Origin of the sequence: Streptomyces sp. NPDC047130, from assembly GCF_040643475.1 — a bacterium.
In the GTDB taxonomy this organism is placed as follows: Bacteria; Actinomycetota; Actinomycetes; order Streptomycetales; family Streptomycetaceae; genus Streptomyces.
The window spans coordinates 20669-46367 of record NZ_JBEYUK010000006.1; the positions used below are offsets into that span (position 1 = coordinate 20669).

General features: G+C 73.2%; 24 protein-coding genes and 1 pseudogene. 15 read left to right on the top strand and 10 right to left on the bottom strand.

The window, feature by feature from the left end; translation table 11 throughout:
• The first annotated feature begins 142 nt into the window (after positions 1 to 142).
• The 3 genes from ABZ836_RS10625 (at position 143) to ABZ836_RS10635 (ending at position 2779) form a co-directional block, all read left to right on the top strand.
• On the top strand, positions 143 to 772 hold the full coding sequence (locus ABZ836_RS10625) for a DUF6230 family protein (RefSeq protein WP_356130690.1): 630 nt from the start codon (positions 143 to 145) through the stop codon (positions 770 to 772).
• Positions 773 to 876: 104 nt separating this feature from the next.
• Complete coding sequence (locus ABZ836_RS10630) at positions 877 to 1506, top strand: DUF6114 domain-containing protein (RefSeq protein WP_356130688.1); 630 nt, start codon at positions 877 to 879, stop codon at positions 1504 to 1506.
• A gap of 106 nt (positions 1507 to 1612) precedes the next feature.
• On the top strand, positions 1613 to 2779 hold the full coding sequence (locus tag ABZ836_RS10635) for a hypothetical protein (RefSeq protein WP_361141224.1): 1167 nt from the start codon (positions 1613 to 1615) through the stop codon (positions 2777 to 2779).
• A 778-nt stretch (positions 2780 to 3557) separates the two neighbouring features.
• Here ABZ836_RS10635 and ABZ836_RS10640 read toward each other — a convergent pair.
• The 6 genes and pseudogenes from ABZ836_RS10640 to ABZ836_RS10665 form a co-directional block, all read right to left on the bottom strand.
• Positions 3558 to 5219 (bottom strand): annotated as a pseudogene (locus tag ABZ836_RS10640) (cellulose synthase catalytic subunit); the annotation flags it as partial.
• A gap of 271 nt (positions 5220 to 5490) precedes the next feature.
• Complete coding sequence (locus ABZ836_RS10645; RefSeq protein WP_356130730.1) at positions 5491 to 6126, bottom strand: helix-turn-helix domain-containing protein; 636 nt, start codon at positions 6124 to 6126, stop codon at positions 5491 to 5493.
• A 227-nt stretch (positions 6127 to 6353) separates the two neighbouring features.
• On the bottom strand, positions 6354 to 7040 hold the full coding sequence (locus ABZ836_RS10650) for a DUF4166 domain-containing protein (protein WP_361141226.1): 687 nt from the start codon (positions 7038 to 7040) through the stop codon (positions 6354 to 6356).
• On the bottom strand, positions 7037 to 7801 hold the full coding sequence (locus ABZ836_RS10655) for a hypothetical protein (RefSeq protein ID WP_361141228.1): 765 nt from the start codon (positions 7799 to 7801) through the stop codon (positions 7037 to 7039). The genes ABZ836_RS10650 and ABZ836_RS10655 overlap by 4 nt, the downstream gene beginning before the upstream one ends.
• Before the next feature lie 231 nt (positions 7802 to 8032).
• Positions 8033 to 8329 carry an MTH1187 family thiamine-binding protein gene (locus tag ABZ836_RS10660; protein WP_361141230.1) on the bottom strand — a complete coding sequence of 99 codons (297 nt, stop codon included), beginning with the start codon at positions 8327 to 8329 and terminating at the stop codon, positions 8033 to 8035.
• The gene (locus ABZ836_RS10665; protein ID WP_356130679.1) at positions 8326 to 8679 is read right to left on the bottom strand and encodes a DUF3817 domain-containing protein; all 354 of its coding nucleotides are present in this window, start codon (positions 8677 to 8679) and stop codon (positions 8326 to 8328) included. The genes ABZ836_RS10660 and ABZ836_RS10665 overlap by 4 nt, the downstream gene beginning before the upstream one ends.
• Before the next feature lie 197 nt (positions 8680 to 8876).
• Here ABZ836_RS10665 and ABZ836_RS10670 point away from each other — a divergent pair, with 197 nt between their 5' ends.
• From ABZ836_RS10670 to ABZ836_RS10685, 4 genes are all read left to right on the top strand, one after another.
• Positions 8877 to 9515 carry an AIM24 family protein gene (locus ABZ836_RS10670; protein WP_356130677.1) on the top strand — a complete coding sequence of 213 codons (639 nt, stop codon included), beginning with the start codon at positions 8877 to 8879 and terminating at the stop codon, positions 9513 to 9515.
• Positions 9515 to 10165, top strand: a complete 651-nt coding sequence (locus ABZ836_RS10675) for an AIM24 family protein (protein ID WP_356130675.1) — start codon at positions 9515 to 9517, stop codon at positions 10163 to 10165. The genes ABZ836_RS10670 and ABZ836_RS10675 overlap by 1 nt, the downstream gene beginning before the upstream one ends.
• Complete coding sequence (locus ABZ836_RS10680) at positions 10162 to 10953, top strand: AIM24 family protein (RefSeq protein WP_361141233.1); 792 nt, start codon at positions 10162 to 10164, stop codon at positions 10951 to 10953. Before ABZ836_RS10675 ends, ABZ836_RS10680 begins: the two co-directional genes overlap by 4 nt.
• 129 nt (positions 10954 to 11082) lie before the next feature.
• Positions 11083 to 11559 (top strand): MarR family transcriptional regulator, encoded by a 477-nt coding sequence (locus tag ABZ836_RS10685; RefSeq protein WP_356130671.1) that lies wholly within the window; start codon positions 11083 to 11085, stop codon positions 11557 to 11559.
• 66 nt (positions 11560 to 11625) lie between these two features.
• On the opposite strand, the gene meaB is transcribed toward ABZ836_RS10685, so the two are convergent.
• Entirely contained in the window at positions 11626 to 12585 is a 960-nt protein-coding gene (gene meaB / locus ABZ836_RS10690; protein WP_356130669.1) for a methylmalonyl Co-A mutase-associated GTPase MeaB, read from the bottom strand.
• Positions 12586 to 12696: 111 nt separating this feature from the next.
• Positions 12697 to 13893: an acetyl-CoA C-acetyltransferase gene (locus ABZ836_RS10695; RefSeq protein ID WP_356130667.1), complete on the bottom strand. Its 1197-nt coding sequence runs from the start codon at positions 13891 to 13893 to the stop codon at positions 12697 to 12699.
• Between the two features lie 145 nt (positions 13894 to 14038).
• Between ABZ836_RS10695 and mce the strand changes: the two genes are divergently transcribed.
• The 7 genes from mce (at position 14039) to ABZ836_RS10730 (ending at position 23452) form a co-directional block, all read left to right on the top strand.
• Positions 14039 to 14479: a methylmalonyl-CoA epimerase gene (gene mce, locus ABZ836_RS10700; protein WP_356130665.1), complete on the top strand. Its 441-nt coding sequence runs from the start codon at positions 14039 to 14041 to the stop codon at positions 14477 to 14479.
• A 204-nt stretch (positions 14480 to 14683) separates the two neighbouring features.
• Positions 14684 to 18466: a polarized growth protein Scy gene (gene scy / locus ABZ836_RS10705; RefSeq protein ID WP_361141236.1), complete on the top strand. Its 3783-nt coding sequence runs from the start codon at positions 14684 to 14686 to the stop codon at positions 18464 to 18466.
• Positions 18467 to 18650: 184 nt separating this feature from the next.
• The gene (locus ABZ836_RS10710; RefSeq protein ID WP_356130661.1) at positions 18651 to 19580 is read left to right on the top strand and encodes a cellulose-binding protein; all 930 of its coding nucleotides are present in this window, start codon (positions 18651 to 18653) and stop codon (positions 19578 to 19580) included.
• Positions 19581 to 19740: 160 nt separating this feature from the next.
• Positions 19741 to 20694 carry an ATP-binding cassette domain-containing protein gene (locus tag ABZ836_RS10715; protein ID WP_356130660.1) on the top strand — a complete coding sequence of 318 codons (954 nt, stop codon included), beginning with the start codon at positions 19741 to 19743 and terminating at the stop codon, positions 20692 to 20694.
• A 2-nt stretch (positions 20695 to 20696) separates the two neighbouring features.
• Entirely contained in the window at positions 20697 to 21464 is a 768-nt protein-coding gene (locus ABZ836_RS10720; RefSeq protein WP_361141238.1) for an ABC transporter permease, read from the top strand.
• Positions 21465 to 21587: 123 nt separating this feature from the next.
• On the top strand, positions 21588 to 22640 hold the full coding sequence (locus ABZ836_RS10725) for an ATP-binding cassette domain-containing protein (protein ID WP_356130656.1): 1053 nt from the start codon (positions 21588 to 21590) through the stop codon (positions 22638 to 22640).
• Positions 22637 to 23452, top strand: coding sequence for an ABC transporter permease (locus ABZ836_RS10730; RefSeq protein ID WP_356130654.1), 816 nt, complete (start codon positions 22637 to 22639; stop codon positions 23450 to 23452). Before ABZ836_RS10725 ends, ABZ836_RS10730 begins: the two co-directional genes overlap by 4 nt.
• Before the next feature lie 89 nt (positions 23453 to 23541).
• Here ABZ836_RS10730 and ABZ836_RS10735 read toward each other — a convergent pair whose 3' ends face one another.
• Positions 23542 to 23898: an ATP/GTP-binding protein gene (locus ABZ836_RS10735; protein WP_356130652.1), complete on the bottom strand. Its 357-nt coding sequence runs from the start codon at positions 23896 to 23898 to the stop codon at positions 23542 to 23544.
• A 265-nt stretch (positions 23899 to 24163) separates the two neighbouring features.
• Here ABZ836_RS10735 and ABZ836_RS10740 point away from each other — a divergent pair, with 265 nt between their 5' ends.
• On the top strand, positions 24164 to 25192 hold the full coding sequence (locus ABZ836_RS10740; RefSeq protein ID WP_361141473.1) for an LLM class flavin-dependent oxidoreductase: 1029 nt from the start codon (positions 24164 to 24166) through the stop codon (positions 25190 to 25192).
• Between the two features lie 73 nt (positions 25193 to 25265).
• Here the strand turns inward: ABZ836_RS10740 and ABZ836_RS10745 are convergent, their stop codons facing one another.
• On the bottom strand, positions 25266 to 25655 hold the full coding sequence (locus ABZ836_RS10745; RefSeq protein WP_356130651.1) for an SCO5389 family protein: 390 nt from the start codon (positions 25653 to 25655) through the stop codon (positions 25266 to 25268).
• Between the last annotated feature and the right edge of the window lie 44 nt (positions 25656 to 25699).

Here is a 25699-nt window from a genome sequence, read left to right on the forward strand (position 1 = left end):
CGGTGCTTCGGGCGCGTACCGCGCCGTACGAGAACAGGCGCTCTCCTTCCCGAGGACGTAGCACTTCTCCCATCCCTGCCCGGCCCGAGCCGCCTTCAGTGGCAGCCGGGACCAGGAGATGTACGTCCGAGAAGGAGGACATATGCAGTCCCAGCTGCGTGGCGGTACCAGATGGAAGCGGTTCGCCGTCGTCATGGTGCCCAGCATCGCCGCCACCGCCGCGATAGGCGTCGGCCTGTCGCAGGGCGCGCTCGCCGCGTCGTTCAGCGTCTCCGGCCAGTCGTTCAAGGTGACCGCCGACCGTCTCGACGGCACCGGCTTCAACCAGTACGGCTCGATGGACAAGGGCGTCACCCTCGAGGGCAAGGAGACGTACCACCCGGTCGCGGTCTCCGCCTTCAAGACGGCGCAGATCCAGAACATGTGCCAGTCCGTCGTGACGCCGCACGTGCCGGTCTTCGGCAACATCAGCCTGCGGCTCACCGCGGGCACCGGTGACACGCCGGTCAAGGCCGAGAACCTGTACATCGACGTCGAGAGCCTCCAGACGACGTCGGCGGAGTTCAAGAACATCGACATCGGTGTGGCGGCCGGCCAGGCCACCAAGGGTCCGGAGCTCTCCGCGGGGGCCAACCCCAACGGCTTCTCCCAGCAGGCCGACTCGGTCACGCTGACCGGCGTCAAGCAGACGGCATGGGCCACCACCGCCGGCACCTTCAACCTCAGCAACCTGAACATGTCGCTGAAGACGGGTGTCCACGAGTGCTACTAGGCACTCGCTGACGAGCGAGGGAGCCACCCGGCTCCCCCGCTCGTCCCAGCCCCACGCACCACCACACTCATCACGGCAAAGCCGTTCCAGGGAGCTGTTTTTCCATGAGCGCCGAGACTCCTGCCGCGCCCGGCCGCGAACGCCTTCGGGTCGTCCGGCGGAACTTCCGCACGTGGCGGGGCACGCGGCCGTTCTGGGCCGGCCTGTTCGTCATGTTCGCGGGTCTGCCCATCGGGTACTTCCCCTACGCCGACCTGCACATCGGCAACCTCACCATGACCATGGCCACCACCGCCGGGGCCGGCTCGCTGATCATCGGCGTGCTGCTCGGCGTGCTGGGCCTGTGCCTCTGGTTCCAGAGGCACATCCAGATCTTCTGCGGTGTCGCGGCGATCCTGCTGGGCCTGGTCTCCATCCCGGTGTCCAACCTCGGCGGGTTCTTCATCGGCTTCCTCTTCGCGCTGATCGGTGGCGCCATGGCGATCGCCTGGGCGCCTGGCCGGCCGGACGGGGCCGCCGCGGCGGACGGCGCCGAACCGCTCGCCGGTGAGCCGGAGCGGGCCGACACCGTGTCGTTCGCCAAGGACGGCGCCGCGGAGGACGAGTACGCGTCCGGCACCGTGAACGCCCGGCTTCCCGAGCCGCGTCGTGGGGACGAGCCCGCCGGCGAGTGGAACGAACTGTCAAGCACCAACCCGGCCAACGAGGTGAACGGGAGGCACAGTGCCGGCTGACGAGGAGGTTCACGGCCCGGCCGTGGACGCGTCGGACGCGAGATCAGGGCCGCGGCACGCGGCACCGCGGAAACCGTTGCGCGCCCGGCTCCACATTCCGCGCGGCATGGCCATCGCCGCCATGCCCACGGCGGTCCTCATGGGCATGAGCTTCACGCCGACGCTCGCGCAGGCCGACGACCGGCCCGCGGTCCCCAGGAGCACGCTCACGGCCGAGGAGTACCAGGCCTGTGTGGAGGTGCTCGAGGAGGCCGAGAAGGGCGGTGCGGCCGAGGAGGACGAGGACAAGGACAAGGACACCGACGAGGGCACCGGCGGCGAGGACAAGCCGGCCCCCGACGACGACGGCGGCGCGGACGGCGACAAGCCGCCGGCCTCCGAGGAGCCGGAGGAGCCCGAGCCGACCGAGCCCGGGGCGGAGGAGCCGGCCCCGGCCGAGCCCGGGGCCGAGGAGCCCGAGGCCCCCGCGGAGGAGGAGCCCGAGAAGCCGAACCTGCTCGAGGGCATCGGCGACGCGCTCAAGGACCTGTTCGACGGGCCCGACGCTCCGGAGGAGGAGCCGGCGTCCGAGGAGCCCGCCGCCGGGGCCGAGGACGAGCCCGCGGCCGACGAGCCGGAGGCCGGCACCGGGACGAAGGACGGCGCGGAGGACGGGGCGGAGGACGGCGAGAAGACCGAGCCGGCCGCCAAGGCCCCGAAGGAGGCCGTCGAGAAGACCGCCGAGGCCGTGGAGAAGGCCGAGGAGGCCGCCGAGAAGGGCGAGCCCGTCGAGGAGACGACCGCCCCCGCGGTCGACCCCGAGGACTGCCCCGCCGCCACCGACGAGGAGGGCGGCCTCGAGGGCATCGTCGCGCTGCCCGACCACCCCTGGGAGCTGCAGGCCAGTTCGCTGCTGCTGAAGGGCGCCCGGTACGAGGGCATCGTCAAGGTCAAGACGGCCAACGGCACGGTCAAGGAGGTGCTGAAGTACGTCGTCTCCGACGGCACCGACATCGGCGACCTCCACCAGGTCGTGCACGACAAGGAGAACGGCAGGACCCACCACGCGGTCGCGGCCAAGGGGAGCACCTCCACCATCCGCGGCGGCGACACCGTGATGTACACCGAGTCCATATCCGGCAACCTGCTGGGTCTGCTCCCGGTGACGTTCTCCCCGGAGCACCCGCCGCCGCTGGACATCCCGATCATCTACTTCACCAAGGTGAAGGTGGTCCAGGCCGGCCAGTTCGGCGGCGACCTGACCATCCCGGGCCTGCGTCAGTACATCGACTAGGCCGGGGCCCGGAACCGGACGAGGAGTGCCCCCGCTGCCCGAGGCAGCGGGGGCACTCCTGTGTCGGGGCCGACGTGGATCCACCGAGTCAGATCATCGTCGGCTTCCCGTCCTGGGCACCGCCCGTGAGGGGGGTGGGATGGGGGGTGGGCGCGGTCGCCGTCACCACCGGGGCGACCGTGGCGACCGCCGAGCCCGTGGTCGCCCCGACGGCTCCCTCGGGCAGGGCGTGCACCGGGAGGGCGCCCGCCTGGAGGGCGGGCACCGGGTACATGGCCGGGAGCACGGGCTGCAGCGGCTGGACGGCCGGCTGCACCGGGCGGACCTCCACGGGCGCGACGGGCTCGGGCACCGGCTCGGGGGCCGGGGCCTCCTCCCGCGCCGCCGCGCCGGCGGGGACCAGCACCGGCACGGGGCCGGGCTCGGCGACCGGCGTGGGCTTCTTCCGCACCGGCGCGGGCTTCCGCACCGGCTCCGGCTCCGGCTCCCGGACGGGCTCGGGCTCCCGCACCGGCTCGGCGGCCGGCTCGGGCTCCCGGGCGGGCTCGGCGGCCGGCTCGCCCGTCGGCTCGGCGGCCGGCACGGTGGCCGGCACGGTGGCCGGCACGGTGGCCGGCACGGTGGCCGGCGCGTGCGCGGGCCCGGCGGCGGGCGCGGGGGCGTCGTCCGCCGCGGCCGGCACGGTGACCACGTCCGCCGCGGTGACCGGGGCGGTCTCCGCGAGGGTGACGGGCACGGTGACCGGGGTGGCGGCCTTGCGACGGCGGTTCTCGACGGCGACCGTGTACCGCCAGATCGCCACCGGCGAGAGCGCGATCACCAGCGCCAGCACCGCCCAGATCCGCATGGCGGCATGGGTGTTGCCGAGCACGGCCGAGGCGGCCAGCGAGGCCACCAGCACCACCGCCCAGAACAGGTGCACCCGGAAGGTGAGCAGCCGGTCCGCGCTGCTGTCGCCGCCCTTGGGCGTGACCACGAACCGACAGGGGCGGCGCAGCAGGGCCGCGGTGAAGGACTTCAGGTAGATCGGCGCGGAGATCGCCGACATCGCCATCCCGGCCAGCCCGCCGGACCCCTTCGGCTCGTGCGGCGAGACGTTGTGGCGCCGGTTCCAGAGGTAGAGGCCGATCTGCAGGGCGGCGGCGTCGCTGTAGAGCATCAGCCAGACCGACGTGGAGACCGAGGTGCCGGAGGCGCCGAACCACATGAACAGGACGCAGCTGAAGATGCCCAGGAACCAGTTGACCGCGGTCATCGGGTAGTAGCAGACCATCAGCGAGTACTGGAAGAGCCGGCCGTACGGCATGGAGAACGGCGCCTTCCAGAACTGCTTGAAGAGCGTCTCGTAGGTCCCCCGCGACCAGCGCATCTGCTGGGTGAAGAAGTCGGTCCAGGAGGTCGGCCCCTCCCCCACCGCGAGCACGTCGGGGGTGTAGACGGAGCGCCAGCGGCGCCGGGTGCCCGGGTTGACGGTGCGGTGCAGCTCGAAGCCGGTCGCCATGTCCTCGGTGATCGAGTCGTACAGGCCGCCGATCTGCTTGACGGCGGAGATCCGCACGACGTTGTTGGTGCCGACGAACATGGGCGCCCGATAGCGGTTGCCCGCGCGCTGGATCAGCGCGTGGAAGAGGTACTGCTGGGACTCGGCGGCCTTGGTCACCGGGTTGGTGTAGTTGCCGTAGACCTGCGGGCCGACCACGAAGGCGACGTCCGGGTCGCGGAAGTAACCGAGCATCCGCTCCAGGAAGTTGGGGAGCGGGATGTGGTCGGTGTCGACGGAGGCGAAGAAGTCGTACTCGTCCCCGTGGGCGTCGAGCCAGGCGTTGTAGTTGCCGTGCTTGGTCTTCGCCTTGTGGCGGCCGGTGGGGCGGTTCCAGCGGTCGACGCCCTTGCGGGAGAAGTGGCGGACGCCGAGCTCCCGGCAGAGGTCCTTGGCCTCCTGGTCGTCGCCCTCGTCGAGGAGCCAGACGTCCACGCGGCCGTCGTGAGTGACGCGGACCGCGCCCTCCAGGGTGGCGCGGAGCATCGACAGCGGCTCCTTGCCGGGGACGTAGGTGGTGATGAAGGCGACCCGGGTGCCGGGTTCGGGGGTCACCGGCACGGGGTCGCGGGCGACCATCGTGGCGTGGGCGACCGAGAAGACGTTCACGACCATGAAGAACTCGATCAGGCCGATCCCTATCAGCATGGCCGTGTCGAGGACGGCCAGCCAGGTCTGGCTCTCGTCCCGCTCGACCCAGTGGCTGGGCCACACCAGGTAGACCAGCAGCAGACCGGTGAGGAGCGGCGCGAGCGCCATCATCGCGACCGCTCTCATGCGGTGGGGCTCACGCGAGAGCAGCGAGGTGTACCGCACTCGGCAGGGCTGGTCGGCGGGGGGCTCGGTGAGCGGCCCCGCCAGTCGGCTGTGGGTGTCGTAGTCGTAGCCCTCCGGCAGCACAGCACCCTCCAATGATCGAATCCGCGCCTTCGGAGATCGAAGATCGAAGATCGGGGTTCGGAGATCGAAGATCGGCGATCAGGACCGGACAAGATGCTATCCACACAAAAGTGGATATTCCGGGAGCTGTCGACTTGGGCGCGTCCGGGCGTGGTGGGCCGCGGGAAGGGGTTCCGGGGGCGCGGAAGGTCGGCGACGGCCCGGAAACCGTGGTGTTCCGGCGAGGTTCCCGACGCGTCGGCGTGTCGGTCGACCGGCGGCCGGAATCCGCTCATTCGGCCGAGCGGGATGACCTCACCGGACGAGCGACGGTACGGCGGAGGTGGGCGCGGACCGCGCGCTGGGCGACCGGGCCGAGCCCGTCGACCGCGGCCGCCAGGTCGGCCAGCCCCTCCAGGGCGTCCAGGGCGCGGGCCGCGCCCTCACGGTCGGCGCCCTCGTAGAGCTCCAGCCCGACGAAGGACGCGGCGATGGCCCGGGCCAGCCCCTCGGGGTCGGTGAACGCGCCGAACGGGGTGGCCGCCAGGACCCGGCGCAGCACCTTCTCGATCTCGGTGATCCACAGGTCCAGCCCGGCGGCGGTGGCCGGTCCCAGGCGCGCGTGGGTCTGCGCGCCGGCCAGCATCTGCCCGATCAGCGCCACGTGGCCGGCCGCGCGCTCGGCCTCGTGGATCTCCCGGCCGATGGCCAGCAGCCCGGCGAAGGAGGTCACCTCGGCCAGGCGCTCCCGGTAGCGGGCGACCCGCTCCTCGGCGCCGTGGCGGCAGGCGGCGGCGAGGAGCTCGTCCATCGACCCGAAGTGGTAGAAGACCAGCGCCTGGTTGACCCCCGCCGCGGCGGCCACGGTGCGGGCGGACACCTTGGCGATGCCCTGCTCGTCGAGGGTGCGCAGGGTCCCCTCCAGCAGCCGGGTGCGGGTGTCGGGCGCGACGCACCGGGCATCGCCCCCGGCCCCGGCCCCGGCCCGCGCGGCGTCCCGGACCGCGGGCGCGGGCGCGGACGCCGGCGCGGTGTCCCGGGCCTCGCCACCGCCCCCGCCGCGGGCCCCGCCCCCGCCGCGGGCCCCGCCGCCGCCGCGGGCCCCGCCCTCGCCGCGGGCCCCGCGGCCGGCCGTCCCCTCGCGGTCGGCGCGGCTCACGCGCGGGCTTCCTCGCGCACCGGCCGCAGGCCGGGCCGCACGCCGCGCCGGCTCACGTCGGCGTACTCGGCGGTGAAGGAGCCCTCGTAGCCGAAGAGCGGCCCGACGTACCGGTTGACCACCCGGACGCGGATCAGGAAGCGCCCGGTGTCCTCGTCGAACGACTCCCGCACCTCCGCGTCCCCGCCGATCACCGCGGGCACCCGCACGTCCACCGGGCCCTCGCGGAACCGGTGCTCGCCGGAGCGGATGACCAGCTCACCGCCGGCCCCCGCGGTGAGGTGCAGGTCGCTGGCCAGGTGCTGGTGGGTGCCGAGGTAGTCCAGGATCCGGTCGCCCTCCGGCGCGGTCACCATCTGCGCGTCGAACCGGCGCGGCCCGTCGGGCAGGTGGAAGGTGCGCACGAAGCTGACCGTCTCCCGGCCGAAGGAGTCGGCGTACGGGACGTTCTCGATCACGAACGGCACGTCGCGCCCCTGCCGCGGCACCAGGATGTTGCGGGTGGCGCCGAGGGCCAGGAACGGCCGGACGACGCGGCGCCCGTGCCAGATCCGGTCCATCACGCCGGTGCCCGTGCAGGCCTCGCCGCTCTCCAGCCCGACCGAGAAGCGGCGGCGCAGCTCGGGGTGGAGCCGGCCGAACTCGGCGCCCATCACCCGGCGGAAGATCGATCCTCGGCTCATGACGCGGGGCCCTCCAGGACGAGCGCGGCGGACCGGGGCGCGCGGCTGCGCAGCGGCGGGGTGCGCAGGCAGCGGCGGGCTGCGGGCGTGCCGGTCAGGGGCGTCTTGATCAGGGCGAGCGTGATGGCGAGCGCGGCCAGCAGCGGGAGCGTGAAGGCGGCCTCGGGACCGAGCGGGCCGACGACGGCGGCCAGGCGCGGCGGACCGGCCAGCAGCACCACGCAGGAGGCGGCGATCACCAGCGTGCGCACCACCATCTCGGCGATCCAGTTCCGCAGGGCCCGCTCCGGGGTGATCCCGTGCTCCAGCCAGAGCCGGAGCCGGTCGAAGGACCAGGCGGTGGCCCATCCCATCAGCGGGCGCAGCGTCAGCCGGTCCAGGAGGGCGCCCGGCCGCCCCCAGCGGGCCCGGTAGTCGTAGCCGGTGAGGAAGCGGATGCCGTCCCCGTCGGGCACGTAGCGCCAGTAGCCGCCGCCGTCGGCGAGCGGGGAGAGCGGGTGCGGGCAGCTGAAGCGGAGCGCGGAGGTGCGGGTGCCGTCGCCGCGCTCCTTCTCCCCCGCGTGGACGCCGGTGCCGGCCACGGTGAGTCCGGGCAGCACCCGGGTGGCGTAGCGGAACCGGGCCGGCCCTTCGGCGGGGGCGGGCAGCGGTTCGATCTCGGTGAAGCGCAGGTCCCAGCGCTGGTGGCAGGCCGGGTCCTGGGTGCGCCGCCACAGCTCGTCCAGGTCACCGCGGACCTTGGCCTCCACGTAGATGCCCATGGCGAACTCCCCCGTCCCCACCCCGGGTTGAGCGATCGCTCAACCACCCAGGTTCGCAACGTACACCTGTTTGAGCAGTCGCTCAATACGGTGGTCGCGGGAGGTCTCGCCGACCGCGGACATGACGAAGCCCCGGCCGGTCGGGCCGGGGCTTCGTCGGACGCCCGCCGGGCGCCCACCGGGCGCTCGCGCCGGACGGCCGCCGGGCTTCGCCGTCGGTCGGGAGGCGGGTCAGTCGGCGGCGAGGTGCCGCTCCACCGTCTCGACCTTGGAGGTCAGACCGTCGCGCACACCGGGGCGGATGTCCGCCTTGAGCACCAGGGACACCCGCGGGGCGCGCGCCTCCACGGCGGCCACGGCGCGCTTGATCACGTCCATGACCTCGTCCCACTCCCCCTCGAGGGAGGTGAACATGGCGTCGGTGCGGTTCGGCAGGCCGGACTCGCGCACCACGCGGACGGCGTCGGCGACGTACTCGCCGACGTCCTCGCCCACGCCCAGCGGCGTCACGGAGAAGGCGACGATCATGCCTGGGCCCCCTCCGGGCGGATCTCCTTGCGGGCGCGGGCCGCGACGACCGCGTCCTCGGACTCACGGCGCAGCCGGCGCTCGCCGTAGAAGCCGCCGAACGGCACGACGCTGCAGATGAAGTACAGGGCACCGATCTTGAAGGACCACTTGGCGCGGTACCAGGCGTCGGCCCAGAAGAGCATGTAGAGCACCCAGAGGAATCCGTGGATGGCGCCCAGCGCCGGCACCGCGTTGAACTCGGTGGTGCGCTTGAGGACGGAGGCCACCAGCAGCAGGAGGAAGGACACCGCCTCGGGGGCCGACACCAGACGGAGGCGGCGGAGGGCGGCAGCGGTCTTGAGGTCCACGGGTCACCTTCGGTCGGAGGATCGTCACGGCTTGTGAATGTGCGCACAAGCGGGCTCGGTCCATTGTGGCACCCCCCGGACGGCTCAACGGCCGGGGGGCCGGTCAGGTTCCCCGTTCGTCCTCCGAGGGGCATTTCGGGGCCACGCACCTCCTCGGGACCTGTCCACGGGGCCCCGCCTGCGGTTACCGTCACCAGGTGGCGACGTTCCGACTTCAGGGGAGCAAGGTGCTCGCCGTCGAGATGACCGGGGACTCCGTGCGTGCGAAGAACGGGTCGATGGTCGCCTACGACGGGGAGATGGCCTTCAAGAAGCTCAGCGGCGGTGGCGAGGGCCTGCGCGGCATGGTGACCCGCCGGCTCACCGGCGAGCAGATGACGCTGATGGAGGTGAAGGGGCGGGGGACCTGCTGGTTCGCGGACCGGGCGTCCGAGATCAACCTGGTCGACCTCCGGGGCGACACGCTGTACGTGGAGTCCAGCAACCTCCTGGCCGCCGACGCAGGACTGCGCAGCGGCACCACCTTCACCGGCCTGCGCGGCGCCTCGCAGGGCAACGGGCTGTTCACCACCACCCTGGAGGGCCACGGCCGGGCCGCCCTGCTCTCCGACGGGCCGGCGGTGGTGCTGCGGGTCTCGGCGCGGTACCCGCTCTCCGTGGACCCGGGCGCGTACGTCGCCCACCAGGGGAACCTGCGGCAGACGCTCCAGTCGGGGGTGACCTTCCGCACCTTCCTCGGCGAGGGCGGCGGCGAGGCCTTCCAGATGCGGTTCGAGGGGGACGGCCTGGTGTACGTGCAGCCGAGCGAGCGCAACACGGTCGCGGGGGACGTCTGATGCCGTTCCGCGAGGTCAACTCCAAGATGGTCGAGGCGACGGTCCGGCCGGGGCAGACGATGTTCAGCCAGCGCGGCGCCATGCTGGCGTACCGCGGCGAGGTCACCTTCACGCCGAACCTGCAGGGCGGCCAGGGCGGCCTGGTGTCCATGATCGGCCGCCGGGTCGCCGACGAGGCGACGCCCCTGATGACGGTCGAGGGCGACGGCACGGTCTACTTCGGCCACGGCGGCCACCACGTCCACGTCGTCCAGCTCACCGGCGAGACCCTCCACGTCGAGGCCGACCGGCTGCTGGCCTTCGACGGCACGCTCCGCCAGGGCACGATGTTCCTGGGCGCCCAGGGCGGCGTCATGGGCATGGTCCGCGGCCAGGTCACCGGCCAGGGACTGTTCACCACCACCCTCCAGGGCCACGGCGCGGCCGCGGTGATGGCCCACGGCGGCGTCTTCGAGCTCCAGGTCACGCCGCAGCGCCCGGTCCACGTCGACCCGCAGGCCTACGTGGCCCACCGCGGCGACCTGCGGAACAAGCTGTCCACCGCGCTGGGCTGGCGGGACATGGTCGGCCGCGGCTCCGGCGAGGCCTTCCAGCTCGAGCTCAGCGGCAGCGGCACGGTGTACGTCCAGGCCTCGGAGGAGAAGCTGTGACCGTCCCGGTCTTCGACCCCGCCACGCTCCCGGCGGACGACAACGTCAACCCGTACACCTTCTGCGTGGAGCTCAAGGGCTCCCAGTGGTTCCTGCAGAAGGGCAGGATGATCGCCTACTACGGGCAGATCGAGTTCAACGGCATCGGCCACGGGGCGCTGGAGCGCCTGGTGCGCACCAGCTTCCACTCGCCGCTGCACGCGGGCGACTGGGTGGTGGCGCAGGGCTCCGGCAAGATGCTGCTGGCCGACCGCGCGTTCGACGTGAACTCCTTCGACCTGGAGGACGGCAACCTCACCATCCGGGCCGGCAACCTCCTCGCCTACCAGCCGAGCCTGGCGCTGAAGCAGTCCATCGTGCCGGGGTTCCTGACCCTGCTCGGCACGGGGAAGTTCGTCGCCGCCTCCAACGGCCCGGTCGTCTTCATGGAGCCTCCGCTGCGCGTGGACCCGCAGGCCCTGGTCGGCTGGGCCGACTGCCCTTCCCCCTGCCACCACTACGACCACGGCTACGTGCGGGGGGTGATGGGCGGGCTGCGGGCGCTCACCGGGATCGGCGGGTCCAGCGGCGAGGAGCACCAGTTCGAGTTCGTCGGCGCCGGCACGGTGCTGCTGCAGTCCAGCGAGGCGCTGATGCCGGACCAGGCCACCGGGGCGCTGCCGCACGAGCCGGGTGTACCGGGCGGGGGATCCGGGCACCAGGGGTCCGGAGGACACGGCCTGCCGGGCTCGGGGATGCCGCGCATGCCGGGGCAGCTCGGCGACCTCCAGCGGCGGTTCGGGCTGTGAGGCGGGCGGTGCGGCGGAGCGTGGTCCCTCCGGGGTGATCCGCCCCGGACACCCCTCGCTTCCTCCCGCTTCTCCCTCGTTCGCCCCACCCGGTAGTCCGGATTTCAACCATTAGGTAGAATCGGGGCCATGGAGAGCGAGACGGACACGCGGTGGCTCACCGCCGAGGAGCAGCACGCCTGGCGCACGCATCTCGAGGTCAACCGGCTGCTGACGTACCAACTGGAACGGGACCTGCAGCCGTTCGGCCTCACCATGAACGACTATGAGATCCTGGTGAACCTCTCCGAGGCCGAGGGGCGGCGGCTGCGGATGAGCGACCTGGCGGCGGCGACGCTGCAGTCCAAGAGCCGGCTGTCGCACCAGATCACGCGGATGGAGAACGCGGGGCTGGTGCGGCGGGAGAACTGCGAGTCGGACCGGCGGGGGCTGTTCGCGGTCCTGACCGACCAGGGGCTCGAGACGATGCGCAAGGTCGCCCCGCACCACGTGGCCTCGGTGCGCCGCCACTTCCTCGGCCTGCTCCCGCCCGAGTCCCTGGACGCCCTCTCCGCGGCCCTGACGCCCATCGCCGCCCACCTCCGCACCCACCGCGCCCGCCCGTGACCGGGACGGGGGGTCCCGGCCGACGGACGGGACGCGGTGCGCCGGAGACGGGGGCCCGCGCAGGGGTCAGGCCGTGGAGGTGAGACCGGCGACGAGTTCGTCGGCGGCCCGGTAGGGGTCGAGCGTCCCGGCGACGATCCGCTCCGCCAGGGCGCCCAGCCGCCGGTCCCCGTGCAGGTCGCCGATCCGCTCCCGCAGCGCGGTGACGGCGATCGTCTCGACCTCCCGCTCGGCGCGGGCCCGGCGCCGCGCGGCCAGCACCCCGTGCTCCTCCATCCACGCCCGGTGCTTCTCCAGCGCCTCGACGACCTCGTCGACGCCCTCCCCGCGCGCGGCGACCGTCTTCACGATCGGCGGCCGCCAGTCCCCGGGCTGCCGGGACTCGCCCAGCCCCAGCATGTGGTTCAGCTCCCGCGCCGTGGCGTCGGCGCCGTCCCGGTCGGCCTTGTTGACCACGTAGACGTCGCCGATCTCCAGGATTCCGGCCTTGGCCGCCTGGATGCCGTCGCCCATGCCCGGCGCCAGCAGCACCATGGACGTGTCGGCCTGCGAGGCGATCTCCACCTCGGACTGCCCGACGCCCACCGTCTCGACCAGGACGACGTCGCAGCCGGCCGCGTCGAGGACCCGGATCGCCTGCGGCGCCGCCCAGGCCAGGCCGCCCAGGTGTCCGCGGGTGGCCATGGAGCGGATGTACACACCGGGGTCGGAGGCGTGCTCCGACATCCGCACCCGGTCACCGAGCAGCGCGCCGCCGGAGAACGGGGAGGACGGGTCGACCGCGAGCACGCCGACCCGCTTCCCCTGCTTCCGGTAGGCGGTCACCAGCGCGGAGGTGGACGTCGACTTGCCCACCCCCGGCGATCCCGTCAGTCCGACCACGTAGGCGCCGCCGGTGAGCGGCGCCAGCGCGGCCATCACCTCACGCAGCTGCGGCGACGCCCCCTCCACCAGGGAGATCAGCCGGGCCACGGCCCGCGGCCGGCCCTCCCGTGCCTGGGCGACCAGCGAGGCGACGTCCTGCATCCAACAGCTCCGTTCAGCTTGCGAAAGGGACCAACGGGGGGAGAGAAGGCGCCATGCCCTCGGTCAGGCCTACGGTCAGGCCCTCGGTCAGGCCTTGGGTCAGGCCTACGGTCAGGCCTTCGGCACGCGCAGGATCAGCGCGTCGCCCTGGCCGCCGCCGCCGCACAGCGCGGCCGCGCCGACGCCGCCGCCGCGCCGCTTGAGCTCCAGCGCCAGGTGCAGCACCAGCCGCGCGCCGGACATCCCGATCGGGTGACCCAGCGCGATGGCGCCGCCGTTGACGTTCACCTTTTCCGAGGAAACGCCGAGGTCCTTCATCGACTGCACGGCGACCGCCGCGAAGGCCTCGTTGATCTCGATCAGGTCGAGGTCGGCGACCTCCAGCCCCTCCTTCTTCAGGGCGTGCGCGATGGCGTTGGACGGCTGCGACTGCAGCGAGTTGTCCGGACCGGCCACGTTGCCGTGGGCGCCGATCTCGGCGATCCACTCCAGGCCCAGCTCCTCGGCCTTGGCCCGGCTCATCACCACGACGGCGGCGGCGCCGTCGGAGATCTGCGAGGAGGAGCCCGCCGTGATGGTGCCCTCCTTGGAGAACGCCGGGCGCAGCTTGCCCAGCGACTCCGCGGTGGTCTCCGGGCGGATGCCCTCGTCCTTGCTGAAGACGACCGGCTCGCCCTTGCGCTGCGGGATCTCCACGGGGGTGATCTCGGCCTCGAAGACGCCGTTCTTCTGCGCGGCGGCGGCCCGCTGGTGCGAGAGGGCGGCGATCTCGTCCTGCTCGGCGCGGCCGATGCCCAGGCGCGTGTTGTGCTTCTCCGTGGACTCGCCCATGGCGATGTTCTCGAAGGCGTCGGTGAGGCCGTCGTACGCCATGGCGTCGAGCATCTGCACGGCGCCGTACTTGAAGCCCTCGCGGGACTTCGGGAGCAGGTGCGGCGCGTTGGTCATCGACTCCTGGCCGCCGGCCACGACGATGTCGAACTCGCCGGCCCGGATCAGCTGGTCGGCCAGCGCGATCGCGTCGAGGCCGGAGAGGCAGACCTTGTTGATCGTCAGCGCGGGCACGTTCATCGGAATGCCCGCCTTGACGGCGGCCTGACGCGCAGGGATCTGGCCCGCACCGGCCTGAAGCACCTGCCCCATGATCACGTACTGCACCTGGTCGCCCCCGATCCCCGCACGGTCGAGGGCGGCCTTGATCGCGATGCCGCCGAGGTCGGCACCGGTGAAGTTCTTGAGCGAGCCCAGCAGTCGCCCCATGGGCGTACGCGCGCCCGCGACGATCACCGTGCTATTGGTTCCGGACATGGAATGGCGTCCCTTCCGGCCTTCCAGCCGTGGAATTGACGAGGGTTTCTCCGAATGTACTGAGCGGTAGTCGGGGCGTCATCGGGCCGTGGGTGTGATCGCGCGCACGTTGCGTAACCGCCCGCTGCGCGCTGCACTGGACCGCATGCTGACGCGAATCGACCACATCGGAATCGCCTGCTTCGACCTGGATCGGACCGTGGAGTTCTACCGGGCCACGTACGGCTTCGAGGTCTTCCATTCCGAGATCAACGAGGAACAGGGGGTCCGCGAGGCCATGCTCAAGATCAACGATACGTCGGACGGCGGCGCTTCCTACCTCCAGCTCCTCGAACCCACCCGTGAGGACTCACCCGTCGCCAAGTGGCTCGCCAAGAACGGCGAGGGCGTCCACCACATCGCCTTCGGCACCGCCGACGTCGACGCCGACGCCGCCGACATCAAGGACAAGGGCGTCCGCGTCCTCTACGACGAGCCGCGGCGGGGCTCGATGGGCTCCAGGATCACCTTCCTCCACCCCAAGGACTGCCACGGAGTCCTGACAGAACTGGTCACTTCCGTCCCTTCCGAGTCCACGGACCACTGACCTCCCCCGAAAGGGGCCGGTAGGGTGGGGGCGGTCGTCTCTCCGCGGAGGGGCGACCGCGGGCCGGGGTCCGGGTATCGGGGGGCGCGCGGGCAGGCAGCAGCCCTTGCCCAGCGAGTCCGACACCATTCCCCGGGGGCCCCGTCCGACCGATGGACGGAGCTCGGTACACGCTTGCGACCAGGGGACGGATGGGACCGCGCTGTGCGGGGCTACGAAAGCCAGGAGCGGGAACCGGCGGATGACGTCGACCACCTGACTCGGTTCGAGGCCGAGATGAAGCGGCTGAAGACCGAGCGGGAGAAGGCGATCCAGCACGCCGAGGACCTCGGCTACCAGGTCGAGGTGCTGCGCGCGAAGCTCCACGAGGCGCGCCGGACCCTCATGTTCCGGCCCCCTTTCGAGGGCGGTGACATCGGCTACCACGCCGAACAGCTCCTGCGGAACGCCCAGATGCAGGCCGACCAGCTCCGCCAGGACGCCGAGCGGGAGCTGAGCCAGGTCCGCGCCCAGACCCAGCGGATCCTCCAGGAGCACGCCGAGCAGGCCGCCCGCCTCCAGGCCGAGCTGCACTCCGAGGCCGTCACCCGCCGCCAGCAGCTCGACCAGGAGCTCGCCGAGCGCCGCGCCACCGTCGAGTCGCACGTCAACGAGAACGTCGCCTGGGCCGAGCAGCTGCGCTCCCGTACCGAGCAGCAGGCCCGCCGGCTGCTCGAGGAGTCCCGCGCCGAGGCCGAGCAGGCCATGGCCGCCGCCCGCGCCGAGGCCGAACGCCTGGTCGCCGAGGCCCGCCAGCGGCTGTCCGGCGAGGCGGAGGCCGCCCGCACCGAGGCCGACCAGATCCTGCGCCGCGCCCGCGCCGACGCCGAACGCCTGCTGAACGCCGCCTCCGCGCAGGCCCAGGAGGCCACCGAGCACGCCGAGCGGCTGCGCACCACCACCGTCACCGAGTCCGACGCCGCCCGCCGCCAGGCCACCGAGCTCAGTCGCGCCGCCGAGCAGCGGATGGCGGAGGCCGAGGAGGCCCTGCGCACCGCCCGCGCCGAGGCCGACAAGGTCGTCGCCGAGGCCAAGGAGGCCGCCGCCAAGGCGATCTCCGGCGCCGAGGCCGCGCAGGAGCAGCGCATCCGCACGGCCAAGGAGCAGGTCGCCCGGCTGGTCGGCGAGGCCACCGAGGAGGCCGAGACCACCAAGGCGGAGGCGGAGCAGATCGTCGCCGCCGCCCGCGCCGAGGCCGAGAAGATCGTCGCCGAGGCCGCCGAGAAGGCCCGCGCGGTCACCGCCGAGGAGAGCGCCACCCAGCTCGCGCAGGCCGCCCGCACCGCCGAGGAGGTCCTCACCAAGGCCTCCGAGGACGCCGGGAGGACCACCCGGGCCGCCGCCGAGGAGGCCGAGCGGATCCGCTCCGAGGCCGAGGCGGAGGCCGACCGGCTGCGCGCCGAGGCCCACGAGATCGCCGAGCAGCTCAAGGGCAGCGCCAAGGACGACACCGAGGAGTACCGGGCCCGCACGGTCGAGCTGCAGGAGGAGGCGCGCCGGCTGCGCGGCGAGGCCGAGCAGCTGCGCTCGGACGCCGTCGCCGAGGGCGAGCGGATCCGGCAGGAGGCCCGCAAGGAGGCCGTCCAGCAGATCGAGGAGGCCGCCAAGTCGGCCGAGGAACTGCTGGCCAAGGCCAAGGCGGACGCCGACGAACTCCGGCAGACCGCCACCGCGGACAGCGAGAAGGTCCGCACCGAGGCCCTCACCCGTGCCACCACGCTGCGCCGCCAGGCCGACGAGGCGCTGGAGCGCGCCCGTGCCGAGGCCGAGCGGCTGAAGGCGGAGGCCGCCGAACGCGCCGAGGAGGTGCGCGCCGAGGCCGAGGAGGCCGCGCGCGCCCTGCGCGAGGAGGCCGAGACCGCCGTCGAGACGCGCAAGGCCGAGGCGGCCGAGGAGCTCGCCCGGCTGCGCACCGAGGCCGAGGAGCGGCACACGGCCGCCGAGGAGGCGCTCACCGAGGCGCGCGCCGAGGCGGAGCGGCTGCGCCGGGAGACCGCCGACGAGACCGAGCGGCTGCGCGCCGAGGCCGCCGAGCGGATCGCCGCCCTGCGCGCCCAGGCCGAGGAGGAGGCCGAGCGGCTGCGCACCGAGGCCGCCTCCGACGCCGCGGCCTCCCGCGCCGAGGGCGAGTCGGTCGCCGTCCGGCTGCGGTCGGAGGCCGCCGCCGAGGCGGAGCGGCTCAAGACCGACGCCCAGGAGACCGCGGACCGGGTCCGCGCGGAGGCCAGGTCGGCCGCCGAACGGATCTCCGCCGAGGCCGCCGAGACGCTGGCCGCCGCGCAGGAGGAGGCCGCCCGCCGCCGCCGCGAGGCCGAGGAGCTGCTGGGCGCCGCCCGCGAGGAGGCGAACCAGGAGCGCGAGCGGGCCCGCGAGCAGAGCGAGGAGCTGCTGGCCTCGGCGCGCAAGCGGGTCGAGGAGGCCGAGGCCGAGGCGCTGCGCCTGGTCGAGGACGCCGAGCGCCGGGCGGGCGAGATGGTGTCGGCGGCCGAGCAGCACGCGCAGCAGGTGCGCGAGTCGGTGGCCGGTCTGCACGAGCAGGCCCAGGAGGAGATCCAGGGGCTGCGCACCGCCGCCGAGGTGGCGGCCGACCGTGCCCGCAAGGAGGCGGAGGAGGAGGCGGACCGGGTCCGCTCCGACGCCTACGCGGAGCGGGAGCGCGCCGCGGAGGACGCCGGCCGGATCCTGGGCGCCGCCCGCGAGGAGGCGGACGCCGCCCGGTCGCTGGCCGAGCGCACGGTCTCCGAGGCGGCGACGGAGGCGGAGCGGCTGCGCGCGGAGGCGGAGGACGCGGCCCGCCGGGCCCGCGAGGAGGCCGCCGAGAAGACCGCGGAGGCGGAGGAGGCGGCGGCCCGCTCCCGTGCCGAGGCCCGGGAGGACGCCAACCGGATCCGGGGCGAGGCGGCCACCCAGGCGGACACGCTGATCGGCGAGGCCCGCAGCGAGGCCGAGCGGCTCACCGACGAGACCGCGGCGGAGAGCGAGCGGCTGCGCGCCGAGGCGTCCCGCACGGTGGCCTCGGCGCAGGAGCACGCGGAGCGCACCCGCGAGGAGGCCCGGCGGCTGCGCGAGGAGGCTGAGGCGGCCGCCGAGCGGCTCACCGCGGCGGCCCGCGAGGAGGCCGAGCGCACCCTGGACGAGGCGCGTCAGGACGCCAACAAGCGGCGTTCGGAGGCGGCCGAGCAGGTCGACACGCTGATCTCCGAGACCGCCGCCGAGGCCGACAAGCTGCTCGCCGACGCGCGGCAGCAGGCGCTGCAGGCCACCGCGGACGCCGAGGCGCAGGCCGACACCATGGTCGGCGCGGCCCGCAAGGAGGCCGAGCGGCTGGTCGCCGAGGCGACCGTCGAGGGCAACTCCCGGGTGGAGAAGGCCCGCAAGGACGCCGACGAGCTGCTGGTCGGCGCCCGCCGGGACGCGACGGCGATCCGGGAGCGCGCCGAGGAGCTGCGGGACCGGATCACGGCCGAGGTGGAGGAGCTGCACGAGCGGGCCCGCCGTGAGGCCGCCGAGACCATGAAGTCCACCGGCGAGCGCTGCGACGCGCTGATCAAGGCCGCCGAGGAGCAGCTCGCCACTGCGGAGGCCAAGGCCAAGGAGGTCCTGGCGGACGCGGGCTCGGAGGCCGGCAAGGTGCGCATCGCCGCGGTGAAGAAGGCCGAGGTGCTGCTCAAGGAGGCCGAGCAGAAGAAGGCCTCGCTGGTCGCCGAGGCGGAGAGGATCAAGGCGGAGGCCGTCGCCGAGGCCGAGCGCACGGTCGAGGAGGGCAAGCGGGAGCTCGAGGTCCTGGTCCGCCGCCGCGAGGACATCAACGCCGAGATCTCCCGGGTCCAGGACGTGCTGGAGGCCCTGGAGTCCTTCGAGGCGCCCGGACCGGCCAAGGACGCCGGTGTCAAGGCGGGGGCCTCGGCCGGGAGCACCCGATCGGGTGGCAAGTCGTCAGACAACTGACCGGAAGGTGAATTTCGGTGTCCCCGGGGTGGTCCTACCGTTGTAACCCGCACCAGAACCGGCGGTTTCCCCGCAAAAAGGGGCGGCATTCTCCCGATGAATCGGGCTTTCCGCTCGATGACACGCCGCCCGGCGGCCTAGGATTCCCTCTATCACCTCACCGGTCTCATTCGACAGGAACCCCATGAGCGACACTTCCCCCTACGGCTTCGAACTGGTCCGGCGTGGGTACGACCGCGCTCAGGTGGACGAACGGATCTCGAAGCTCGTCTCCGACCGTGACAGCGCGCTCGCCCGCATCACCGCGCTGGAGAAGCGCATCGAGGAGCTCCACCTCGAGACGCAGAACGTCCAGGCCCAGCCCGACGAGTCGGAGCCGTCCTACGCCGGTCTCGGCGCCCGCGTCGAGAAGATCCTCCGTCTCGCCGAGGAGGAGGCGAAGGACCTGCGCGAGGAGGCCCGTCGCGCCGCAGAGCAGCACCGGGAGCTCGCGGAGGCCGCCGCCCAGCAGGTGCGCAACGACGCCGAGTCCTACGCGGTGGAGCGCAAGGCGAAGGCGGAGGACGAGGGTCTCCGGATCGTCGAGAAGGCCAAGTCCGAGGCCGCGCAGATGCGTTCCGACGCGCAGCGGGACGCCCAGGCCAAGCGGGAGGAGGCGGACGCCCTCTTCGAGGACACCCGCGCCAAGGCCGCGCAGGCCGCCGCCGACTTCGAGACCAACCTGGCCAAGCGCCGGGAGCAGTCCGAGCGTGACCTGGCCTCCCGTCAGGCCAAGGCCGAGAAGCGGCTCGCGGAGATCGAGCACCGGGCGGAGCAGCTGCGCCTGGAGGCGGAGAAGCTGCGCACCGACGCGGAGCGCCGTGCCCGTCAGACGGTCGAGACGGCGCAGCGCCAGGCCGAGGACATCGTGGCCGACGCGAACGCGAAGGCCGACCGGATCCGGTCGGAGTCCGAGCGCGAGCTGGCGGCGCTGACGAACCGTCGCGACTCGATCAACGCGCAGCTGACGAACGTCCGCGAGATGCTGGCGACGCTCACGGGTGCGGCGGTCGCCGCCGCGAGCTCCCCCGAGGAGGAGCCGGCCCGTACCGTGCCCGCCCAGCAGACCCGCTGACCTCTCGTCCCCCAGGGGCCCGCGCCGCCGCACGGCGGCGCGGGCCCCTGCCTTTCCCCGCACCGCGCGTGCGCCGCTCCGGCCGCGGGCGGACCGGCGCCCGGGGACGAACGGCACGTTCCGGTGGCACCGGATGCCCCGCCCCCCTACCGTGGGGGCCATGATTTCGCTGGAGGGGCTGACCAAGCGGTACGGCGAGAAGGTCGCCGTGAACAACCTGACCTTCGAGGTGCGGCCGGGCATCGTCACCGGCTTCCTCGGCCCCAACGGCGCCGGCAAGTCCACCACCATGCGGATGATCCTGGGCCTCGACCACCCCACCTCCGGCGACGTCCGCATCGAGGGCCGCCGCTACGCGCAGATGCACGACCCGCTGCGGACCATCGGAGCCCTCCTCGACGCCACCTCCAACCACGGCGGCCGCAGCGCCTACCACCACCTCCTGTGCCTGGCCCAGAGCAACGGCCTGCCCGAGCGGCGGGTGCACGAGGTCCTGGACATCGTCGGCCTGACCGCGGTGGCGAGGAAGAAGGCCAAGGGCTTCTCCATGGGCATGGGGCAGCGCCTGGGCATCGCCGCCGCGCTCCTGGGCGACCCGCGGATCCTGATGTTCGACGAGCCGGTCAACGGCCTCGACCCCGAGGGCATCCACTGGATCCGCACCCTGATGCAGCGCCTGGCCTCCGAGGGCCGCACGGTGTTCGTCTCCTCGCACCTGATGAGCGAGATGGCGCTGACCGCCGAGCACCTGATCGTGATCGGGCAGGGCCGGCTGCTCTCGGACCTGCCGATGGCGGAGTTCATCCGGCGCAACTCCCGCTCCTACGTCCGTGTCCGCACCCCCGACCGGGAACGGTTCATGGACGTGCTGCGCAGCGCGGGCCTGACCGCGATGGAGACCGGTGACGTGCTGGAGCTCGACGGGGTGGGCGCGCCGCAGATCGGCGAGCTGGCCGCCCGGCACGGTCTGGTGCTGCACGAGCTGAGCCCGCAGCAGGCCTCGCTGGAGGAGGCGTTCATGCGGCTGACCGCGGAGTCCGTGGAGTACCACGCGCACAGCGGCCCGGCGATCGGCGAGGAGGCGTCCTGGGGCGCCGGCTGGAAGAAGGGATGAGCATGGCCGTCGCGCAGGTCGTCCGCTCCGAGTGGACCAAGGTCCGCTCGGTGGCCTCCACCGTCTGGACGCTCTCCGTCGCCCTGGTGGTGACGGTCGCCCTCGGCGTGCTGATCTCCTGGCTGACCCGCCGCGAGTTCGGGAACATGCCGGCGCGGGACCGTCTCACCTTCGACCCGACCTTCGTCAGCTTCGCCGGGATGAGCCTCGGCCAGCTCGCCATGATCGTCTTCGGTGTGCTGGTGGTGTCCAACGAGTACAGCACCGGCATGATCCGCACCTCGCTGGCCGCGGTGCCGCAGCGGGGGGTGTTCTACGCCTCCAAGCTGGCGGTGGCGACGGCGCCCGCCTTCGTGGTCGCACTGGTGACCGCGTTCGCCTCGTTCTTCCTGGGCCAGGCCATGCTGGGCCCGCACCGCGCCTCCCTCGGCGACGAGGGCGTGCTGCGCGCGGTGGTCGGCGGGGCGCTCTACATGACGCTGATCGCCGTCTTCTCGATGGGCGTGGCGGCGATGCTGCGCTCGCCGATGTTCTCGCTCGGCGTGCTGATGCCGCTGTTCTTCCTGCTCTCCCCCATTCTCGGCACGGTCGAGGCGACCAAGAAGGTCGGCCAGTACCTGCCCGACCAGGCCGGCGCGCGGGTGATGCAGGTGGTCACCTTCGACGACGACGTGCCGTACGGGCCCTGGGGCGGCCTGGGGATCATGGCCCTGTGGTGCCTGGTGGTGCTGCTCGGCGGCTATCTGCTGCTCAAGCGCCGGGACGCCTGACACTTTTCCTGCCGCCACCCTGGAACCACGGGCCCCGCTGATGTTCTCCTAACCCTGATGGACCCTGATGGGGAACACGGCGTCCCCGTCCGCCACGACGCGGGGCCGAACGATGGGTGGAGCATGATCGAGGCAGTTGGCCTGACGAAGCGCTACGGGGACAAGACCGCCGTGGACGACCTGTCCTTCCAGGTGCGGCCAGGGGTGGTCACCGGGTTCCTCGGGCCGAACGGCTCCGGCAAGTCGACGACCATGCGGATGGTCCTGGGCCTGGACACCCCCACCTCCGGGCAGGTCACGGTCAACGGCCGTCCGTACCGGCAGCTCCCGAACGCCCCCCGCCACGTCGGCGCGCTGCTCGACGCCAAGGCGGTGCACGGCGGCCGGGACGCCTACCGTCACCTGCTGAGCATCGCCCAGCTCTCCGGCATCCCCGCCCACCGGGTGGACGACGTGCTGGAACTGGTCGGCCTGTCGGAGGTGGCCGGGCGCCGGACCAAGGGCTTCTCGCTGGGCATGGGCCAGCGCCTGGGCATCGCCGCCGCGCTCCTGGGCGACCCGCAGGTCCTGCTCTTCGACGAGCCGGTCAACGGCCTCGACCCGGAGGGCATCCTCTGGGTGCGGAACCTGATGAAGTCGCTGGCCGCCGAGGGCCGCACGGTGTTCGTCTCCTCGCACCTGATGAGCGAGATGGCGCTGACCGCCGAGCACCTGATCGTGATCGCCCGGGGCCGGCTGCTCGCCGACATGAGCGTGCGGGAGTTCATCGCCGCCAACTCGGCCGGCTTCGCCCGGGTGCGGGTGCCGGACAACGGGCCCGCGGAGCGCGACCGGCTCACCTCGGCGCTGAACCGGGCGGGCGCGCGGGTGCTGCCGGAGCAGGACGGCGCGCTGCGGGTGACCGGCCTGCCGCTCCCCCGGATCAGCGACCTCGCCCACGAGGCCGACGTCCGGCTGTGGGAGCTGTCGCCGCACCACGCCTCGCTGGAGGAGGCGTACATGCGCCTGACCCAGGGCATGGTCGACTACCGCTCCAGCGCCGACCCGCAGGTGGGCATGCGGCCCGAGCCGCTGCCCGGCCGGACGGACGGCCGGGACCCCGGGCCCGCCCCGTCCGCGCCTCCGCAGCCCGTCCCCGCCGCCGACCGCCCGACCCTCACCGAGGACGCCCGATGAGCACCCAGCAGATCCCGGACCAGGTTCCGCGGACCCCCTCCTACGTCTCGCCCATCCCGATCCGCGGCACGCACCTCGGGCACGCGCTCGCCTCGGAGTGGACCAAGATCCGCTCGGTGCGGTCCACGCTGTGGACGCTGGGCGTCTTCCTCGCGCTGGTCGTCGTGATCGGCTGCATGATGGCCGGGCTGGTCGGCGCGGACACCTACCTCAACACCCCGTACACCATGCCCGCGTTCTTCGGTCTGCTGCTGGGCCAGATGTGCCTGGTGACGCTCGGCGTGCTGGTGGTCTCCTCCGAGTACGGCACGGGGATGATCCGCACCACCTTCACCGCCTCCCCGCAGCGGCACCGGGTGCTGGCGGCCAAGATCCTGGTGTTCTTCGCGGTGGCCTTCGTGACCGCGGCCGTGGCGATCGCCCTCGTGGGCCTCTACGCCCAGACCACGGTGGGCGCCCGGACCAACGCCGCCTGGCTGCCGACGGTCTTCAAGGGCGCGCTGTACGTGTCGCTGATGGGCGTGCTGGCGCTGGCGGTGGGGTCGATGATGCGGCACTCGGCGGGCGCCATCACCACCATGCTGGGCGTGCTGCTGCTGCCGGCGATCATGCCGGCGTTCCTGCTCTTCAACGAGGGCCTGGTCGAGCTGGCCCAGGCGATGAGCGACTACAACGCCATCAACGCGCTGTCGCTGATCTTCGAGGGCGACCTGTCCACCGGGACCGGGTGGGCGCAGATCGGTCTGCTCGCCGTGGTGACCGGCGTGGCCTGCGCCTGCGCCTTCGCCGTCCAGGCCAACCGGGACGTCTGAGCCCCGGGACTGCCGGGGGCGCCGGCGCGGGCCGGTGACCCGGGGGCCCCGGCGCCCGGCCGGTGTCCGGCGGGCGCGGGCCGACCCGCTCAGAAACGCGGCGCGTTGCGGGACCGCTGGACCCTCGAGGTCCGGCGGTCCCTGGCGTTCCAGCAGGCCTTGTGCCAGTGGCGGCGCTCGTCGACGCCGCTGTGGGACGGCCAGGCCACCACGTGCGGCATGCCGGAGGGGATCAGCTGGTCGCAGCCGGGGCAGCGGTAGGTCTTCCCGGCGGCGCTCGCCCCGGCGACGTGCCGCACGCTCCAGTCCTCGCCCTGCCAGCTCTCCGACGACTGCCAGCCGCCGTACCGGCCGCCGCGCTCCTCGTCGTCCCCCTGGTGGGCGTACGAGCCGCCTCGCCCGTTCCCTCCCGAGGGACCCTTGGGTCGGTTGCGGCGCGGGGACACGGTTCACCTCACGAGGACGTGCGAGCGGGGACGAGCGGGGGTCGCACCCAGCCTACGCGGCCCCGCGCCGGCCCCCGGGCAGGCCGCCGGGAGGCACGCGCCCCGACCGGACTCCGACACGTCTCCTCCACCTCGGGTCCACAAAGCCTCCCATTCAGCAGACAATCGGCAAAGTCCCGGCCCCGGCCGTGACCTCGGCACGTGTCAGGCGGTTATGCCGCCCGGGGGAGCTCCGATTCGGGAGCCAGGAAAGCAGGAAGTGCCGATGCACCTCGGAAGTTTTGTCGTCGCCGCCCAGTTCCCGGGCCAGGGTCACGCGGAGGCGCTGCACCGTGCCGTCCGTTCCGCGGAGGTCGCCGAGGAGGCGGGGCTCGCCCAGGTCTGGTTGGCGGAACACCATTTCGTGCCGTACGGGGTCTGCCCGTCCGCCGTGACGCTCGCGGCGACGCTGCTGGGCCGCACCCGGCGGCTGCGGGTGGGCACCGCGGTGAGCGTGCTGCCGACCGTCCACCCGGTCGCCCTCGGCGAGCAGGCCGCCCTGCTGCACATCACCTCCGGCGGGCGCTTCTCGCTGGGCGTGGGCCGGGGCGGGCCGTGGGTGGACCTGGAGGTCTTCGGGGCGAGCCTGGAGGCCTACGAGCGCGGCTTCCCCGGCTCCCTCGACCTGCTGCTGCGCTGGCTGCGCGAGCCGGCCGTGGGCTCCGGCGAGGGCCGTTTCCGCTTCCGCGAGGTGCTGGTGGTGCCGCGGCCGTCGGAGGCGCTGGAGGGCGGCCCGGGCCCCGAGGTCGTGGTCGCCTGCACCTCTCCGGCGAGCGTGCGGCTGGCCGGGGAGCGGGGACTGCCCATGCTGCTGGGCATGCACGTGGGGGACGAGGAGAAGGCCGCCGTGGTGCGCTCCTGGCGGGAGCACGCGCTCGCCGCGGGGCGTCCGGAGGAGGAGGTGCGTTCCGCGGCCCACGTGTCGGCGGGCGTCTGCCAGATCGCCGACCGGACGGAAGACGCCAGGGAGACGCTGCTGAAGGCGATGCCGGGTTGGCTGAAACAGGGCCTTGCCGCGCATATGACGGTGGACGGCCGGGCGCGCGCGATGCGCGATCCGTACGCGTACACGGAGATGCTCTGCGGTCTGCACCCGGTGGGCACGCCGCAGTTGTGCGCCGACCGCCTCGCGGCGACCGCGGAGCGGACCGGGATCCGGCGGTTCGCCCTGCTCACGGAGGGGTCGGGGGATCTCGCGGCCACCGAGGAGAACCTGCGCCGGCTCGGCGGCGAGGTGCTGCCGCGCCTGGTGTGAGCCGGGAACGGGTCCGGCGTCCCGGCGAGGGGGTGTCCACCCTCGCCGGGACGCCGGATGTCGACCCATCGGGTCAGCAGTCCCTCAGTTCGGGCGACTGGTTGAGCAGCTGGGCGCGCACCGAGGTGAAGCGGGCCAGCCTCTCGTCGCCCCCGTCCAGCGGGAACACCGCGACGCGGTGGCAGTTCTGGAAGGCGAGGCGCACACCGAAGTGGCGCTGCAGGGCGCCCCGGATCGCGTCGCTGGCGAGCGCGCGCAGGAGCTGACCCCGTGCCTGCTCGTCCGGCGGCGGCGTCTGGTTGTCGGCGAACGGTCCGCCGTCCACCTTCAGCTGGGCCACCAGGGAGCTGATCATCTCCCACGCGTAGGGCAGGGAGGTCCGGACGCAGTCGACGAAAGCCGCTTCGTCGACCTCGCCTCGCTCGGCCTGTTCGAGCAGGGCCGGTGAGACGTCGAGCGACATGAGTACTCCTCTCGCACCCCCTCGTCGAGGGGGTTGCCGGACGG